At 72.3% G+C, this 16,346-nt stretch carries 13 protein-coding genes; 5 read left to right on the forward strand and 8 right to left on the reverse strand.

Annotated elements, in window-relative coordinates; genetic code table 11:
• Positions 1-205: 205 nt before the first annotated feature.
• Complete coding sequence (locus tag ACWDSL_RS30125; RefSeq protein WP_450490717.1) at positions 206-2,758, reverse strand: tetratricopeptide repeat protein; 2,553 nt, start codon at positions 2,756-2,758, stop codon at positions 206-208.
• 162 nt (positions 2,759-2,920) lie between these two features.
• Between ACWDSL_RS30125 and ACWDSL_RS30130 the strand changes: the two genes are divergently transcribed.
• The gene (locus tag ACWDSL_RS30130; RefSeq protein WP_450490719.1) at positions 2,921-3,358 is read left to right on the forward strand and encodes an MmyB family transcriptional regulator; all 438 of its coding nucleotides are present in this window, start codon (positions 2,921-2,923) and stop codon (positions 3,356-3,358) included.
• Here the strand turns inward: ACWDSL_RS30130 and ACWDSL_RS30135 are convergent, their stop codons facing one another.
• The 7 genes from ACWDSL_RS30135 to ACWDSL_RS30165 form a co-directional block, all read right to left on the reverse strand.
• Entirely contained in the window at positions 3,359-3,679 is a 321-nt protein-coding gene (locus ACWDSL_RS30135; protein ID WP_450490721.1) for a hypothetical protein, read from the reverse strand.
• Between the two features lie 80 nt (positions 3,680-3,759).
• The gene (locus ACWDSL_RS30140; protein WP_450490723.1) at positions 3,760-4,959 is read right to left on the reverse strand and encodes an acyl-CoA dehydrogenase family protein; all 1,200 of its coding nucleotides are present in this window, start codon (positions 4,957-4,959) and stop codon (positions 3,760-3,762) included.
• Positions 4,960-5,132: 173 nt separating this feature from the next.
• On the reverse strand, positions 5,133-5,867 hold the full coding sequence (locus ACWDSL_RS30145) for a glycerophosphodiester phosphodiesterase (protein ID WP_450490725.1): 735 nt from the start codon (positions 5,865-5,867) through the stop codon (positions 5,133-5,135).
• Complete coding sequence (locus ACWDSL_RS30150) at positions 5,864-7,252, reverse strand: ABC transporter substrate-binding protein (RefSeq protein ID WP_450490727.1); 1,389 nt, start codon at positions 7,250-7,252, stop codon at positions 5,864-5,866. The genes ACWDSL_RS30145 and ACWDSL_RS30150 overlap by 4 nt, the downstream gene beginning before the upstream one ends.
• The gene (locus ACWDSL_RS30155) at positions 7,249-8,106 is read right to left on the reverse strand and encodes a carbohydrate ABC transporter permease (protein ID WP_450490729.1); all 858 of its coding nucleotides are present in this window, start codon (positions 8,104-8,106) and stop codon (positions 7,249-7,251) included. Before ACWDSL_RS30155 ends, ACWDSL_RS30150 begins: the two co-directional genes overlap by 4 nt.
• Positions 8,103-9,017, reverse strand: coding sequence for a carbohydrate ABC transporter permease (locus tag ACWDSL_RS30160; protein ID WP_450490731.1), 915 nt, complete (start codon positions 9,015-9,017; stop codon positions 8,103-8,105). The genes ACWDSL_RS30155 and ACWDSL_RS30160 overlap by 4 nt, the downstream gene beginning before the upstream one ends.
• A gap of 185 nt (positions 9,018-9,202) precedes the next feature.
• A complete protein-coding gene (locus tag ACWDSL_RS30165; RefSeq protein ID WP_450490733.1) occupies positions 9,203-11,266 on the reverse strand; it encodes a pyridoxamine 5'-phosphate oxidase family protein in 2,064 nt (687 codons plus the stop codon).
• Positions 11,267-11,421: 155 nt separating this feature from the next.
• Between ACWDSL_RS30165 and dhaK the strand changes: the two genes are divergently transcribed.
• The 4 genes from dhaK to ACWDSL_RS30185 all read left to right on the forward strand — a co-directional run bounded on the left by dhaK (position 11,422) and on the right by ACWDSL_RS30185 (position 16,240).
• The gene (dhaK, locus tag ACWDSL_RS30170) at positions 11,422-12,414 is read left to right on the forward strand and encodes a dihydroxyacetone kinase subunit DhaK (protein ID WP_450490735.1); all 993 of its coding nucleotides are present in this window, start codon (positions 11,422-11,424) and stop codon (positions 12,412-12,414) included.
• A 68-nt stretch (positions 12,415-12,482) separates the two neighbouring features.
• Complete coding sequence (dhaL, locus tag ACWDSL_RS30175; protein ID WP_450490737.1) at positions 12,483-13,133, forward strand: dihydroxyacetone kinase subunit DhaL; 651 nt, start codon at positions 12,483-12,485, stop codon at positions 13,131-13,133.
• Positions 13,130-13,543, forward strand: coding sequence for a PTS-dependent dihydroxyacetone kinase phosphotransferase subunit DhaM (locus ACWDSL_RS30180; RefSeq protein WP_089505382.1), 414 nt, complete (start codon positions 13,130-13,132; stop codon positions 13,541-13,543). The genes dhaL and ACWDSL_RS30180 overlap by 4 nt, the downstream gene beginning before the upstream one ends.
• Positions 13,544-13,666: 123 nt before the next feature.
• A complete protein-coding gene (locus ACWDSL_RS30185; protein ID WP_450490739.1) occupies positions 13,667-16,240 on the forward strand; it encodes a polysaccharide lyase family 8 super-sandwich domain-containing protein in 2,574 nt (857 codons plus the stop codon).
• Positions 16,241-16,346: the final 106 nt, after the last annotated feature.

Below are 16,346 nucleotides of genomic sequence, written 5' to 3' on the forward strand. Positions count from 1 at the left end.
GACGGCCAGCTCTGCAGCGGCGGGCGCGGCTCAAGGGCCACCGGGGCCCGCCGGGCCAGGCCACAGCCGACCCGGCCGTCTGCTGGGCGGCGGCGACGCACCGAGGCCATCCGAGGGCCCGCCTATCCGCCACGCCGACCACGCCCCACCGCGGCGGAGCCGCGCAAGGGGCCCGGCTCAGGTGCAGCCGGGGCGGCCCCGGGTCTCACTCGTGTCGGCGCCGCACCGCCGCCATCCGTCGGTACAGCTCGACAGCCTCCTCCGACCGCCCCAACTGCTCCAGGCACTGGGCCTCGTCGCCCAGGCTGGCGAGGGCGTCGGGGTGGTCAGCGCCCAGCACGTCCGCACGGGTTCGGGCGACCCTGCGGTAGAGCTCCAGGGCGTCGGTCCAGTTACCGAGCCAGCCGAGGGCCACCGCCACCTCCCGGTGGCTGACCAGAGTGTCCGGGTGGTCCGGGCCCAGCGTCCGCTCGCGGAGGGCGGAGACGTCGCGGGCCTCGGCCAGGGCCTCCTCCCAGCGGCCGAGGCGGCCCAGGTTCACGCCGAGGCCGTGCCGGGCGCGCAGGGTCTCGGGGTCGGTGGGGCCCTGGGCGCGGGTGCGGTCGCCGACGAGGGCGCGGTAGAGCACCAGGGCCTCCGCGCTGCGGCCCAGCCGGGCCAGGCTTATGCCGACCTCGTAGCGGGCCGCGAGGGTGTCCGGGTGGTCGGGGCCGAGGGTACGGCCGCGGGCGTCGGCCACCTCCCGGTAGATGTGCAGCGCCTCGCTCCAGCGGCCCAGCTGGCCGAGGGCGTACGCGACCTCGTAGCGGGTGACCAGGGTGTCGGGGTGGTCGAGGCCGAGGGTACGGGCGCGGGCCGCGGCCACCTCGCGGGCCACGCGGTGGCAGTCCTCGAACCGCCCCAGGCGGCCCAGGTTGAAGGCCAGATTGTGGCGGCAGCGCAGCGTATCGGGGTGCTCGGCGCCCATCGTGCGCTCGCGGGCCGCGAGTACGGCGGCGTAGATCTGGTGGGCCTCGAAGTGGCGGCCGAGGCGGCTCAGCGCGAACGCGGTTTCCTGCCGGGCGGCCAGCGTGTCCGGGTGCTCGGGTCCGAGCGCCCGCGCGCGGCCCGCCGCCACCCGCCCGTACGCGCCCAGCGCATCGCCGTGGCGGCCCTGCCGCCCGAGCGCGAAGGCCGCCTCGTAATGGCTGGCGAGGGTGTCGGGGTGGTCTGGGCCCAGCACGCGCTCCCGTTCGGCGGCGACCTCCTGGTGCGTCTGGCCGGCCTCCTCCCAGCGGCCCTGCAGGGCCAGGCTCATCCCGATGGTGTGCCGGACGGCGAGCGTGGCGAGCAGATTCGGCGGCGGGGGCGCCAGAGCGAGCCCGGGCGGCCCGGCGGACGCGGGCGGCCCCGCGGGCTCGGCCGGCGCAGACGGCCCGGCGAGCCCAGCAGGCGCGGGTGGCCCAGCGGACGCAGGCGGCCCGGCGGGCCCAGAGGCCCCGGCCAGCGCGGGCGGCCCGGCGGACACAGGCGACCCAGCGGCCCCGGCCAGCCCAGGCGGCCCAGCAGGCGCAGCCAGCGCAGACGGCGGAGCGAACGCAGGCGGCCCAGCGCCCCCTGCGAGCGCAGGCGACCCGGCAAGCCCAGGCGGCCTGGCAGTCACAGGCGGCGGCGCCGGGCCGGCGGCCCATGCCGCGGTCAGCCCGCCCGCCCCCGCTCCCCCGCCCCGGCCGGTCCACGCCCCGGTGAGCCCGGCGGCCTCGCCCGGCGGGCCCGGCCGCGCCCCGGGCCGGGCTGCCTCGCCCGCCGCGGTACCGGTGGTCATATGCCGGGCCCAGGCGGGCAGGCGGGGCTGTCGCTGCGCGGGGACGTCCGCGCCCAGCCCCGGCAGGGTCCACGCCGGCACCAGCGGCTGCCCCGCGCCCCAGGTCGCGCGGGCCAGAGCGATCCGCTTGGCCAGGTCGGAGGCGTCGCGCGGACGGTCCTCCGGGTCCTTGGCCAGCAGGTCGAGGATCACCCGCTCGAAGGGCTCGGGGATCTCGGGCCGGTGCCGGCGCGGCGGCTCGGGCGGGGTGTCGCGGTGGCCGACGAGCACCGCCCAGGCGTCGTCGACGTCGAACGGCGGCGCGCCGGTGGCCATTTCGTACAGCACACAGCCCAGGGAGTACAGATCGCTGCGGTGGTCGACGGCGCCGCCCGCGATCTGCTCGGGCGACATGTAGTGCGGGGTGCCCATGGCGATACCGGTCCCGGTGAGCCGGGCCGTGAAGCCGATGTCATGGCCGAGCCGGGCGATGCCGAAGTCGCAGATCTTCACCGAGCCGTCGGCCAGCCGCATGATGTTGGCGGGCTTGAGGTCCCGGTGGACGATGCCCTGGTCGTGGGTGTACGCGAGGGCGACGGCGAGCTGGCCGGCCATGTCCAGGACGTCGGGGACCGGCAGCGGCCGCTGCTCGTTGTCCTCCAGCAGCTGGCTGAGGTTACGCCCCTCCAGCAGCTCCATCACCAGATACAGGACGCCCTCGTGCTCCCCGAAGTCATGCACCACGGTCACCCCGCGGTGCTGCAGCGAGGCCGCGACCCGCGCCTCACGGCGGAACCGCTCGCGCAGCACGTCCATGAAGGACGGGTCCCGCTGCTGTCCCATGGGCTTGAGGCACTTGACGGCGACGCGCCGCCCCAGCGACTCGTCGAGCGCCCGCCACACCTCGCCCATTCCCCCGCGCCCGATCAGATCGAGCAGCCGGTAACGGCCCTGGATCAGCCTGGTGTCCGCCATTGTCCCCCTGCCTCCGGCGGGAGTGCCTCCCGCCGCCCCCGTCGAAGCCGACGGCCCGTCATGGAGCCCTCGACGCATCCCCGTTGTCCAGTATGGCGGCGTTTTGGCGCAACTTGTAGACCGAGGGACTGCAACCCCAGTGGGCTCCGGCTGTTCGCCGGGATGACGGACTGGCCGGCCGAGAAGCGCAACGTGGTGCGCTATGTCTTCCTGCACCCCACCGCCACCGAGCTGTTCGACGACTGGGACGAGCAGCTCCGCGCAGTCGTGGGGAGGTTGCGGGCGCTGCACAGTCTGGATCCGGACGCCCCCGACCTGACCGACCTCGTCGCCGAACTCCTCGACAAGAGCGCCGAGTTCGCCGATCTGTGGGAGCGCTACGACGTACGCTGGCACACTCACGGCAGCAAGACCTTCCACCACCCGAAGGTCGGCGACCTGACCCCCGGCTACCAGTCCATGCAGTTGGAAGGCATCCAGGGGCAACGCTTCATCGCGTACTACGCCGAACCTGGCACCCCTGACCACGACAGGCTGGTGCTCCTCGACATGTCGGGAGCCGAGCAGACCGCCCCGTCCGCGGTCGAGGACATGCGCTGATCAACCAGCCGGCGTGGCGGCGAGGTCATCGCGGACGCGTTGCGGCTCGCGCGTCAGCGGCATGTTGTCCTCGTCCCGGACCGCGTCCAGGGCGCCGGGCGCGTCCTGCTCCAGTGCGGCGAACAGAGGGGCCAGGTCGCTGGGGGCAGGGCCCCGTTCCGCGACCAGTTCGAAGCTCCGGCGCACCGCCTCGGGAGCCGTGAGGGCCTGCACCAGCACCTGAGCGATCTGCTCGCGGGCGATGACGCCGTCGGAGGGGGTGCCGGAGCGCCGGGTGTCCCCCTGTGGGAAGACGAGCCGGTGCTCATCGGGGCCGTTCATGTCATGGTTCTTCCTTCTACAGCGCGTCCACACCGTGGCGGACTCACGCGTGGCGATTCGGCCCGGGTCGTCGCCGGCCGCTAACGGCGCACCCTCGGCATCCCCAGGCCGATCCAGGAGATGATCTCCCGCTGCACCTCGTTGTTGCCGCCGCCGAAGGTGAACACGACGCTGCTGCGGTAGCCGCGTTCCAGCTCGCCGTGGAGCACCGCGCCCGCCGACCCCTCCTTGAGCGGGCCCGCCGCGCCGACGATCTCCATCAGCCAGGCGTACGCGTCGCGGCGCGCCTCGGAGCCGTAGACCTTGACCGCGGAGGCGTCGTGGGGGGTGAGCGCATCGCGCTGGAGGGCGTCCACCATCTGCCAGTTGAGCAGCTTCATGGCGTCGAGCCTGGCGTGGGTACGGGCCAGCCGCCCGCGTACCCAGCCCAGGTCGATGACGCGGCGGCCGTCGGTGAGCTTGGTGTCGGCGGCCCACTGCTGGACGCCGCGCAGGGCGCGGATGGCCATGGTGCCATGGGCGGCGAGGGTGACCCGCTCGTAGTTGAGCTGGGTGGTGATCATGCGCCAGCCCTCGTTCTCCGCGCCGACGCGGCGGGTGGCCGGCACCCGGATGTTCTCGTAGTAGCTGGCGGTGGTGTCGTGGGAGGCGAGGGTGGTGATGACGGTGCAGGAGTAGCCGGGGTCGCGGGTCGGCACGAGCAGGATGCTGATGCCCTTATGGGGCTTGGCGTCCGGGTCGGTACGGACCGCGAGCCAGACCCAGTCGGCGGTGTCGCCGTTGGTGGTCCAGGTCTTCTGGCCGTTGACGAGGTAGTAACCGGTCGCAGCGTCGCCATCGTCTTCTTCGCGCACGGCGCGGGTCTTGAGCGCGGCGAGGTCGGTGCCCGCATCGGGCTCGCTGTAGCCGATGGCGAAGTCGATCTCGCCGGAGAGGATCTTCGGGAGGAAGTACTCCTTCTGCTCGTCGGTGCCGTACCGCATCAGGGTGGGCCCGACGGTGTTGAGCGCCATGAGGGGCAGCGGCACGCCCGCCTGGGCGGCCTCGTCGAAGAAGATGAACTGCTCCACCGGGCCGAGCCCACGCCCGCCGTACTCCCGTGGCCAGCCCACGCCCAGCCAGCCGTCCGCGCCGAGGCGGCGGATCGTCTCGCGGTAGAACCGCTTCTGCCCGGCCGGGTCGGCGTAGCGGGCGTAGGCGTCGTCGGGGACGAGTTCGGTGAAGTACGCGCGCAGTTCGGTGCGCAGTTGCCGCTGGTCGGGGGTGTAGTCGAGGTGCACGGCCCCTCCTGGAGTCTCGCGTCCGCCGCGTAGGCGCCTGGAATCGAGGGGCACGGTAGAACGTGTTCCAACAATACGGAAGGGCCGCGGGCCCGGACGCCGCATCCGCCGAGGCGGCGTCCGGGCCCGCGATATCCCGGCTGAACGGGCGGCGGGCTGCGGGCGGTGAGCGGTCAGGCCGCTCGTAGCCAACCGTCGATCAGCGCGGGATAGTCGGTGGTGACCGCGTCGGCGCCCAGGGCCACACAGCGCGCCAGCCGCCCCGCGTCGGCGGCCGGCCAGGCGTCCACCCGCAGCCCCTGGGCGTGGCAGCGCTCGACCAGACCGGCCGTCAGCTCGGGCGTGAGCTCCGGGCAGACCCAGGTGGCCTTCACCTCCGCGGCGCGCGCGGGCAGTTCCGCCGTGGGGTCGGCGGTGATCAGCCCCCGTTCCACCTGGGGCAGCAGCCGCGCGGCGCCGTCGAGCACCTCGGCCTGGAAGGAGGTGAGCACGACGCGCGCGGGCAGTGGGGTTTGCCGGTCGAACTCGGCCAGAGCGGCCACCGCCTCGGGGGCCTTGATCTCCACCTGCACCAGTCCGGGGAAGGCGTCCAGGGCCTCGCGGAGCGTGGGGATCCGCTCGCCCTGGCCGGCGTCGAGCTCCCGCAGCTCGGCCAGGGAGAGCGCGGCGACCTCGCCCGTACCGTCGGTGGTGCGGTCCACAGTGGCGTCGTGGATCACCACGAGGTGGCCGTCGCGGGACACCCGCACATCCAGCTCGACGCCCTCGGCGCCGACCTGGTGCGCGCGGCGGAAGGAGCGCAGGGTGTTCTCCGGCTCATCGGCCCTGGCGCCCCGGTGTCCGTAGACCAGAGGACGTACGGCCGGGCGTGGGGTGGTGGGTGAGGTGGCGGGCCGGGACGGTGTCACAGGTGCTCCTCGATGGACTCACGGTGCCGGTCCACTCCCTTGCGCAGCCGCGTGGCGACATCGGAGAACGCCTCGTGCGCGGGAGTGTTGCCGGTCCAGATCTTCTGCAGCCCGGTGTAGATCTGGACATTGGCGTTGGGCACCATCATCCGCACCTGGTCGCCCTTGCGGGTGTGCGGCAGCTGCTTGACCGCGGTGGAGAAGTTGGGGTCCTCGGTGAGCAGTTTCGCCAGCGCGGGGGACTTGGTGGCGGCCGGGACCACGGGCATATAGCCGGTCTGGACGGTCCACTGGGCCGCGTTCTCCGGCCGCGCCAGGAAGCGTACGAACTCCGCGGCGGCCTGTTTGCGCTCCTTGGGCACCCGTTTGAACATGCCGAGCCCGCCGCCGCCCGTGGTCACCCCGAACTCCTTGTGGCGGGGCAGGAATCCGGTGCCCAGCTCCCAGCCGCCCGCCTTGGCCATCTCGGAGATCTTCCGCAGCCCGCCGGTGGAGGTGATCAGGGTGGCGATCAGCTGGTTGCCCATGTCCCCGGCGGGGTCGGTGGACATATAGGCGATGCGGTCCTTGTGGACGAGCTTGCGCTGCCACTCCCCGGCCGCGACGGTGGCCTCGTGGTCGATGGTGACGTCCAGGCCCTTGGAGTACGCGCCGCCCCACTGCCAGGCGGTGCACTGGAACTGCCAGTCTCCGTCGATCTTCTGGTACGCCTCCATGGCGACCGGCTTGCCCTGGGTCTTCAGCCGGGTGATCTCCTTGGCCCAGCCGTACATCTCTTCCCAGCTCTCGGGCGCCCGGTCGGGTACCCCGGCCTTCTTGAAGAGGGTGCGGTTGAAATAGAAGAGCGGGGTGGAGCGGGCCAGCGGCAGCCACCAGTGGTGGCCCTTGACCCGCCCCTCCCCCAGCAGCCTCGCGTTGTAGGTGGCGCGCAGCTCGCCGGGGTCGATGTAGTCGTCCCAGGGCTCGAGCGCGTCCCCGAAGTAGAAGCGGTACCACTTCACATCGGACAGCACGCACAGATCGGGCGCCTGGCCGGCGAGCAGCCCGACGACCGCCTTCTGGGCGCATTCGTCGTACGTGCCCTGGAACTGGACCTCCACATAGATGTCGCGCTGCTCGCGGTTGAACTTGTCGGCGAGATCCTGGAGGGCGCGGCCGGGTACGTCCGCGAAGGTGGACCACAGCACGACACGGGTGCGCCCGGAGTAGCCGTCGGGGACCGATCCGCCCGGCTGGTCCACCGGCCCGGTGGTGGTGCCGCAGGCGCTCAGCAGCGCGGCGGCCGTGGGCGCCCCGGCCGCGAGGGCGAGAAAGCGCCGGCGGCTGGGGAGGCTGTGGCTCGGGCGGGGGAGGCTCTGGCTCAGGTTGGGGAGGCTCTGGCTCACTTCCCGGCTCCCTGGGTCAGCCCGGCGATGATGTAGCGCTGGGCGATGAAGAAGACGATGAGCACCGGCAGGATCACCATCACCGTGCCGGCCAGGATGGCGCCCCAGTTGGCGTAGGTCTCCTGGTCCCGCAGGAAGAGGAGGCCGACCGGGAGAGTGCGCATATCGGCACTGCTGGTCACGATCAGCGGCCAGATGAAGTCGTTCCACTTGGTCACCATGATCACGATGGCGACGGTGATCACCATGGGCCGTGACATGGGCAGTACGACGCGGAAGAGGGTGCGCAGATGGCCCGCACCGTCGATCCGGGCCGCGTCCATGACCTCCTTGGGGAGCGTCAGCATGTGCTGGCGCAGCAGGAACGTGCCGAAGACCGAGCCCAGGCCCGGGGCGATCAGGCCTGCCCAGGTGTTGACCCAGCCCAGCTGGGCGATGGTCAGGAAGTTGGGCAGCAGGGTGACATGGCCGGGGACCATCATGGCGCCCAGCAGGAAGAGGAACAGCCACTTCTTGCCGGGGAAGGGCAGGAAGACGAAGGCGTACGCGCACAGCAGCGCGGAACACAGCTCGATGGCGGTGCCGACGACCGAGACCACGAGGGAGTTGAGGAAGAACCGGTCGAAGGGGGCCGCGTTCCAGGCGTCCGTGAAGTTGCTCCAGCGCAGGTCGGTGGGGACCCAGTGGGGCGGATAGGCGTAGATCTGGGGGTTGGTCTTCAGCGCCGAGGAGGCCAGCCAGTACAGCGGGCCGGCCGCGATGAGCGCGACCAGGACGAGGAGCGCGTACAGGCCGAGGCGCCGGGCCCGGCCGCCGGGGCGGCGGGAGGGCGCCCCCGGGTCGAGGGCCGTCACTGGTAGTGCACCTTTCGCTCGAGATAGCGGGCCTGTCCCGCGGTGATCAGCAGAAGCACGGCGAACATGATCATCGCGCCGGCGGCGGAGCGCCCCGCGTCGAAGGCGCGGAATCCCTGGTCGTAGATGAACCAGCTGAGGGTGGAGGTGGAGGTGCCCGGGCCGCCTGCGGTCATCATGGCCAGCACGTCGAACGCCTGGAAGGTGCTGATGGTGCAGGTCACCAACAGGAAGAAGGTGACCGGGGAGAGCAGCGGGAGGGTGATCCGGCGCAGCCGCGTCCAGGGCCCGGCGCCGTCCAGCGCGGCGGCCTCGTACACATCCCTGGGCAGGCCCTGGAGCCCGGCCAGGTAGACCACGGCGACGAATCCGATGTTCTTCCAGAGGTAGACCAGGATCAGGCCGGTCAGCGCCCACTTGGAGTCGGTCATCATCGCCGGGGCGGTCAGTCCGAGCGGGGCCATCAGCGGGCGTATCAGCCCGTAGTTGGGGTCGAAGACGAACAGCCACAGGGTGCCGACGGCGGCCCCGGAGAGCACATACGGGGCGAAGGTCAGCGTCCGCACCACGTTCCGGCCGCGCAGCTTCTGATTCAGGAGCAGCGCGGTGGCGAGACCCAGGACGATGCCGCCGGCCACGATGCCGACGACGAAGACGACGGTGGTCCACAAGGTGGCGCGGAAGTCGGGGTCGGTGAGCAGATCGGTGTAATTGCCGAGCCCGACGAAGTCCTTGGCCGGGGAGATCATGTCCCAGTCGGTCAGGCTGAGATAGCCGTTGTAGACCACCGGCCAGTAGGCGAAGAGCAGCAGGAACAGGAAGTTCGGGGCGGCGAACGCGGCGAAGAGCAGATAGTCGCGCCGTCTGCGCCTGGCGCGCAGACGGCGGCCGGCGTCGTCGATGGCAGACAAGGGGAGTTGATCCTTCCGAACTGCGCCCCGAGGACACCCCCTGGGACGTGCTGGTGACAGCCCCAAGGGATACCAACAGAGTTGATGAGAAGGAAACACCTTGTCGTGTTACAACTTGGCCTACTTCACACTCCTGGCTGGCTTTTTCTCACTCCTTCCGTGAACAACCGCCGGAAACACGGGCCTCAGCCCCGTCGGGTAGTCCGCACCACCTCGCCCGGGCGCCAGGTCTGCAGCACCGGACCGGAGCCCTCCACTGCGGTGCGCACCACCTCGGTCACCTCGACCCGGAAGAGGTGGAAGGGCTCCGGCGTGCGGGACTCCTCGGCGTAGCCGGCGAGCAGCTGCGGATCGGTCACCTCCACGGCGCGCCCGCTGACCCGTACGTCGCCGCCGTCCATCCCGGTGTCAGGACCGGGGTTGGCGTGGATCGCGAAGCGCGCGTCGCGCCGCAGGTCCAGGGCCTTGCGCGAATCCGGCATCATGCCGAGCCACATCTCACCGAAGCGGAAGTCCACTTCGAGACCGGTCACCCGCGGGCTGCCGTCCTGGCGCAGGGTGGCCAGCACATGGTGCGGGTAGCGCTGGAACCGCTCGCGCACCACGGTGGAGAACGCGGGCTCCGCCGCCTCGAACCCGGCCCAACTGGTCGTCGTCGCACTCGTCATGGGCCCCATGCTCCCGGGATTACCGGACACCTTCTGTCGGGATTGGAGCTCACGCGCCTGATCCGGCGGCAGATGGGCGGTCCAGTCCGTCCCGGGCAGCCGATACGCCACCCACGTCTGCGCATAGGCCGGGGGACGCGGCCGGGAGCGGTGGGTGAGCACGGCGGTGGGTTCCCGGGCGGACCGCAGCACCAGCGCCGCGGGCGTGATGGACCGGTTGTTCCCGCTGGTCTGGGCGGAGGCGCAGCCCGCGTGGTACGCGATGGGCAGGGCGTGGTCGCCGGCGACCAGGCACGGCGACCGCAGCCCCAGCCGGTGCAGCGCGGCCGCGGCCGTCCGGTAGCTTCCGTTGACCTTCTCCGACTGGGCCGCCGAGCGGCCGAGCACCACATGCTGCGAGGCCAGTTGGAGGGTGACCACCACACCGAGCGCGACCGCCACGGGCTGCGGGGAGCGCACGCCCTGGACGGTACGGAGCAGCAGCTCGGCCATGGGGAGCGCGAGCAGCGCGTACGAGGGCATCAGGAAGCGCGGCGCGAAGTAGCCGATGAGCAGCAGATACGGGATGGCGAGCGCGGCGGCGCAGACGATCGGCAGGATGGTCAGCGCGAGCGGATGGCCGTGGTGCGGGGCGCCCGGGCGGGACACGCGCTCCCGGCGGTCGCGGCGGTCCCGTACGGCGACGACGACCGCGGCGGCGGTCAGCAGCGGCAGCGCCAGCCACCACACGGTCAGCTCCGGGTGGCGCAGCGGCACCTCGCACGGACGGCACAGCTGCGGCCCGTTCAGGCTGCGCAGCGCCGCCCCGACGTTGAAGTGCAGCCCCATGCCGCCCTCGACATCGCTGGAGACCCGCAGCCGCTCCAGGACGCCGCCGAAGCGGGCGTACGCCTCGCCCACCCACTGTGTGGCGCCCAGCGTGAGCCCGCCGAGCAGCGCGGGCAGGGCCGGCCGCCAGGCCCGGATGGCCACGGCCCCGGCCAGCAGCGGCAGGGCCAGCCAGCCCCCGTCGGGGGTCCGTACGAGGGTGACACCCGCGATGACGGCGGCCAGCCACCAGCGCGCGTTGCGCTCGGCGGGGGCGCGCAGAAACCAGCCGACGGCGGCCACCGCGCCGATCGCCACCCACAGGTTCGGCATCACCGTCGGTCCGCTGATCTGGGTGATCCACAGCCCGGCGAACAGGAGTGCGGCCAGGGCGACCGTGCCGCGGCCGAGCATCCGGCGCCACACCCGGAAGGCGGCGTACAGGGCGGCGGCGGAGAGCACCGCGAGGAGTACCCGCAGCACCGGAATGGAGGAGGTCACGGAGACGACCGGGGCGACCAGCATGCTGATGCCGCGGGAGCGGGGGGCGCTGAAGTACGCGGCCGGGTGGCGCGGGTCGACCTGGGAGACGTACACGGACTCGTCCCAGCCCAGGGCGTGCGCGGTGTGCGGGATGACCACGAGGAGCTGGACGAGGGCGTAACCGGCGGCCACCAGCGCGAGCCAGGGCGCGGGACGGCGATGGCGCGCCGGCTCGAAGGGTTGCGGGCGCGGGCGCGGGGTGGCGGCGGCCGGGGCGACAGTATTCTCCATGCGCGAACCATATGATGCTTTTGTACCTTTTTCGCCGCATTGATCCATTCAGCTCAGCGCTCAAGGGGTGCCATGAGCGCCGGAGATCCGTAGGATTTTCATCCCGCGGACAGCTCCACCCGTACAGCTCCACCCGGCGGAGAACGGACACGCAGATGAAGATGCTGATCAACGTTGCCGAGACCGTGGTCGCCGACGCCCTGCGCGGAATGGCCGCCGCGCATCCCGAGTTGACGGTGGACGTCGAGAACCGGGTGATCGTCCGGCGGGACGCCCCGGTCGCCGGCAAGGTCGCGCTGGTCTCCGGCGGCGGATCGGGGCATGAGCCGCTGCACGGGGGATTCGTCGGGCCCGGAATGCTGGACGCGGCGTGCCCCGGCGAGGTCTTCACCTCCCCCGTGCCCGATCAGATGGTGCGGGCCGCGGCCGCCGTGGACAGCGGCAGTGGGGTCCTGTTCATCGTCAAGAACTACACCGGCGACGTCCTCAACTTCGACATGGCGGCCGAGCTCGCCGAGGACGAGGGCGTACAGATCGCCAAGGTCCTGGTCAACGACGACGTGGCGGTGACCGACAGCCTCTACACGGCCGGGCGGCGCGGCACCGGGGCGACGCTGTTCGTGGAGAAGATCGCCGGCGCGGCGGCCGAGGAGGGCGCGCCGCTGGACCGGGTGGCGGCGCTCGCCCGGCAGGTCAACGAGTCGTCGCGGAGCTTCGGCGTCGCCCTCAGCGCCTGCACCACCCCCGCCAAGGGCGGCCCGACCTTCGACCTCCCGGCCGGGGAGCTGGAGTTGGGCGTGGGCATCCACGGCGAGCCCGGGCGCGAGCGGCGGGCCATGATGACCTCCCACGAGATCGCCGACTTCGCGGTGGACGCGGCGCTGGAGGAGCTGCGGACCGACAACCCGGTCCTCGTCCTCGTCAACGGCATGGGCGCCACGCCGCTGCTGGAGCTGTACGGCTTCGCCGCCGAGGTGCACCGGGTGCTCGGCGAGCGCGAGGTGGTGGTGGCACATACGCTCGTCGGCAACTACGTCACCTCGCTCGACATGGCGGGCGCTTCGGTGACCCTGTGCCGGGTCGACGAGGAACTGCTGCGACTGTGGAACGCGCCGGTAAGGACCGCCGGGCTGCGCTGGGGCTGCTGACCGGGACCGGCCCCCGCCACCGATACATACGCTGTCGCCGTTTGGCCATTCGACCGAGGAGGCGCCCTGTGCCCAGCTCTGTGTCCAGCAGCGAAACCGCCGGCGAACCGGCGCTCGACGCCGCCTTCTTCCACCGCTGGCTCACCGCGGCGGCCGCGGCCATAAGCCGGGAGGCGACCCGGCTGACCGACCTGGACTCGGCCATCGGTGACGCCGATCACGGCAGCAATATGCAGCGCGGCTTCACGGCCGTCACCGAAGCCCTGGAGAAGGAGCCGCCGGGCCCGCCGGGGGCCGTGCTGATCCTGGCCGGACGTCAGCTGATCTCCAAGGTGGGCGGCGCCTCGGGGCCGCTGTACGGGACGCTGCTGCGCCGGGCGGGCAAGGCGCTCGGCGACGCCGAGCAGGTCACCGTACGACAGCTGGCCGACGCGCTGCGGACCGGTGTGGACGCGGTGGCCCAGCTCGGCGGCGCCGCGCCCGGCGACAAGACGATGCTGGACGCGCTCCTCCCCGCGCTGGACGCGCTGGCCGCCGACGGCGGGTCCTTCGCGGCGGCGAGCGAGGCCGCGGACAAGGGCGCGCTGGCCACCGTGCCGATGCTGGCGCGCAAGGGCCGGGCCAGCTATCTGGGTGAGCGCAGCATCGGCCATCAGGACCCCGGCGCCACCTCGTCGGCGCTGCTGTTCGCGGCCCTCGCGGAGGTGGCTTCTTCATGAGTGACGCGGAGAAGCGGGTCGGCGTGGTGCTGGTGTCGCACAGCGCCGCCGTCGCCGAGTCGGTGGCACAGCTGGCCACCGGGCTGGCCGGCGGCGGCAGCACCGCGCCGGTCACCGCGGCCGGCGGCACGCCGGACGGCGGGCTCGGCACCAGCCCGGAGCTGGTCGCCGAGGCGGCTCACGCGGTCGACCAGGGCGCGGGCGTGGCGGTCCTGGTGGACCTGGGCAGCGCCGTACTGACCGTGAAGGCGCTGCTGGCCGAGGGCGACGAGCTGCCCCCGGGCTCCCGGCTGGTGGACGCGCCGCTGGTCGAGGGCGCGGTGGCGGCGGTCGTCGCGGCCTCGGCGGGGGCGGACGTGGACGCGGTCGCGCGGGCGGCGGAGGAGGCGTACGACTACCGCAAGGTCTGATCCGGGACGGGCTGGCCGGAGGGCTTCGGCATGAAGATGCAATCATCGCCCGGACTGGTGACAGGGAAGGTCACCGTTGGTTGAATGCGCCGAGCGCTTTCCGGCCAACCCCTGGAGCGTCCCGTGCGGATGACACGTCGTGCCCTGTTGTCGATCGTCCCGGCCGCGACCCTGTCGGCGGTGGCGCCGCCGCAGCGGGCCTGGTCCCAGGCGCCGCGGGAGGCGACACCCGCCGAGGCCGCCGAGGACCGGGCAACGCTGATCGGCAACACCGTCGCCGTACTCGCCGGCACCGCCGACTCCAACGCCCGGCCGGAGGTCGCCACCAAGCTCGCCGCCATCGCCTCCACCGCCAAGGCCCGGCTGGCCGCCCTGGACGGCGCCGGGCCGGACGAGCTGTTCCGCGGCCTCCCGCTGGGGAGCAGCGACACCAACCTGACGACGTCCTTCCAGTACCTGTACGAGATCGCCCTCGCCACCCGCGCCCCCGGTGGCGCGGCCCCGGGCGGTGACACGGCCGTCCAGCGGCGGGTCATCGACGGCCTGGTCCGGCTCCACGACGACTACTACGGCGACCAGTCGAAGGGCTACTACGGCAACTGGTTCAACTGGGAGATCGGCATCTCGTCCCAGCTGACCCGGACCCTCGTCCTGCTGAAGGACGAGCTCGCCGCGTACCGCCCCGACCTGACCGCCATCTGCGTCGCCTCGATGGACGCCTACCTCCGCAACGGCAAGTCCGGCGACGTCGACCTCGACTCCCGCTTCCACACCGGCGCCAACCTCGCCGACATCACCACCAACCGGATCCTCCAAGGCGCGGTGCTCGGCGACGAGGCCCGTATCACCAAGGCGGTCGCCGACCAGCTGACCGTCCTCGCCACCATCGACCCGTACCACCTCAGCCACAACGTCACCGACGGCTTCTACGCCGACGGCTCCTTCATCCAGCACGCCTCCGTCGCCTACACCGGCTCCTACGGCAAGGGCCTGCTCACCCGCATGGTCCAGGCCATCAAGTTCCTCGAAGGCACCGGCTACGCCCAGGGCCAGGACCGCGTCGGCGCCGTGCGGGAGTGGGTGGTGCGCGGCTTCGCGCCGCTGGTGTTCGAGGGCTGGATGATGGAGATCGTCAAGGGCCGCGGGGTGTCCCGCAGCACGGCCACGGGATACACCGATGTCGCGGAGGTCGTCGAGGCCGTCGTCGACCTGTCCGGCTATGCGGCCGGGGCCGACGCCACCGCCCTCAAGGGCTACGTCAAGTTCGTACGGCAGAACTCCCGGGCCACCCTCGACCCGGCGCGCTTCCTGTCCCCCGTCAGCGTCGCCCGCTACGCCGACATCCTCGCCGACACCGGGATCCCCGCGAAGGACCTCAACCCGGCCGAGCGCCACGTCGCGTTCAACGCGATGGACAAGACCGTCCACCGGCGCCCCGGCTATGCCTTCGCGCTGGCCCGCAGCTCACCGAGGATCAGCAAGTACGAGTACATGAACGGCGAGAACCTGATGCCCTGGTTCCAGGGCGACGGGGCCCACTACCTCTATCTCTCCGGCCAGGACCAGACCGAGGCCTTCGGCGTCGACTACTTCACCACCGTCTCGCCCTACCGCCTGGCCGGCGTCACCGCCCCCGTGGAGACCCGCCGTACGGTCCCCGAGCTCTACGGCGGCCTGTGGTACGACAACCCGGAGCGCGGCTTCACCTCCTCCTCCGAGTCGCAGAACACCTACGTCTACTTCCCCCGCGGCGCGGGCGGACTCTCCGGCGGCGCCTGCCTCGGCGCGTACGGCGCGGCCGGGCTCGTCCAGGCCGACGACGTCGCGTACGCCGCCCAGCAGGCCGGTACCCTGCCCGACGACTTCGTCGCCTACCGCAACGCCCGCGCCACCAAGTCGTGGTTCATGCTCGACGACGAGATCGTCGCCCTCGCCGCGGGCGTGGGCGACCCCGCGGGGCGCGCGGTGACAACAACCCTCGACAGCCGAGTCAGCCGCGTCAGCCGCCTGGCCCAGCCGGCGGACACCGTCACCCTCACCGGGCGGCTGCGCGACGGCACGCCCTGGTCCGGCACCGGCACCGCCCCGCTGGCCTGGCTGCGCTACGCCGACGCGGGCCAGGGCACCGCGGTCGGCTATGTGTTCCTGGACGGGCGGCGGCCCACCGTGGCCCTCGAGACGGTCACCCGCAGCCGCCGCGCCGTCCGCGTGTCCAACCCGGACACCATGGTGACCAAGCAGGTCTTCTCCGTCTCCGTCGAACAGCCGGCCGGCGCTCCGGCCACCTCGATGGCCTACGCCCTCGTCCCGAACGCGTCCGAGCGGCAGCTGATGGCGTACACCGGCGGGCCGGTGTACGTGCTGGCCAACACCGCGCGCGTCCAGGCGGTGCGGCACAAGGGCCTCGGTCTGATCGCCGCCAACGTCTTCGCCCCCGGCCACCACCACGCCGGACAGCTGTCCATCGACGGCCCGGCGTCGGTGATCCTCCGTGAGGGGCGCGACGGGACCGTATCGGTGGCGGTGGCCGACCCGACCACCGAGCGGGACACGGTCTCGGTCGTCATCCGGGGCCGCGCCCTGCGGGCCGGCTCGGTGGACGAGGGCGTACGGGTCGACCGCCTCCCCGGCGGCACCCGGATCCGCGTCGCCACCCGCCACTCCTACGGCCGGAGCTTCACGGCGACACTGCTCTGACACCAGCCGCCGACGGGCCGACGGATAGCCGGCAGGTAACCAACAGGCCAAAGAACAAGGGCTCCTCACCCGGTCGGTGGAGGAAATCGAGGAACACCGGGCCGCC

This window comes from Streptomyces sp. NPDC000941 (assembly GCF_053599555.1).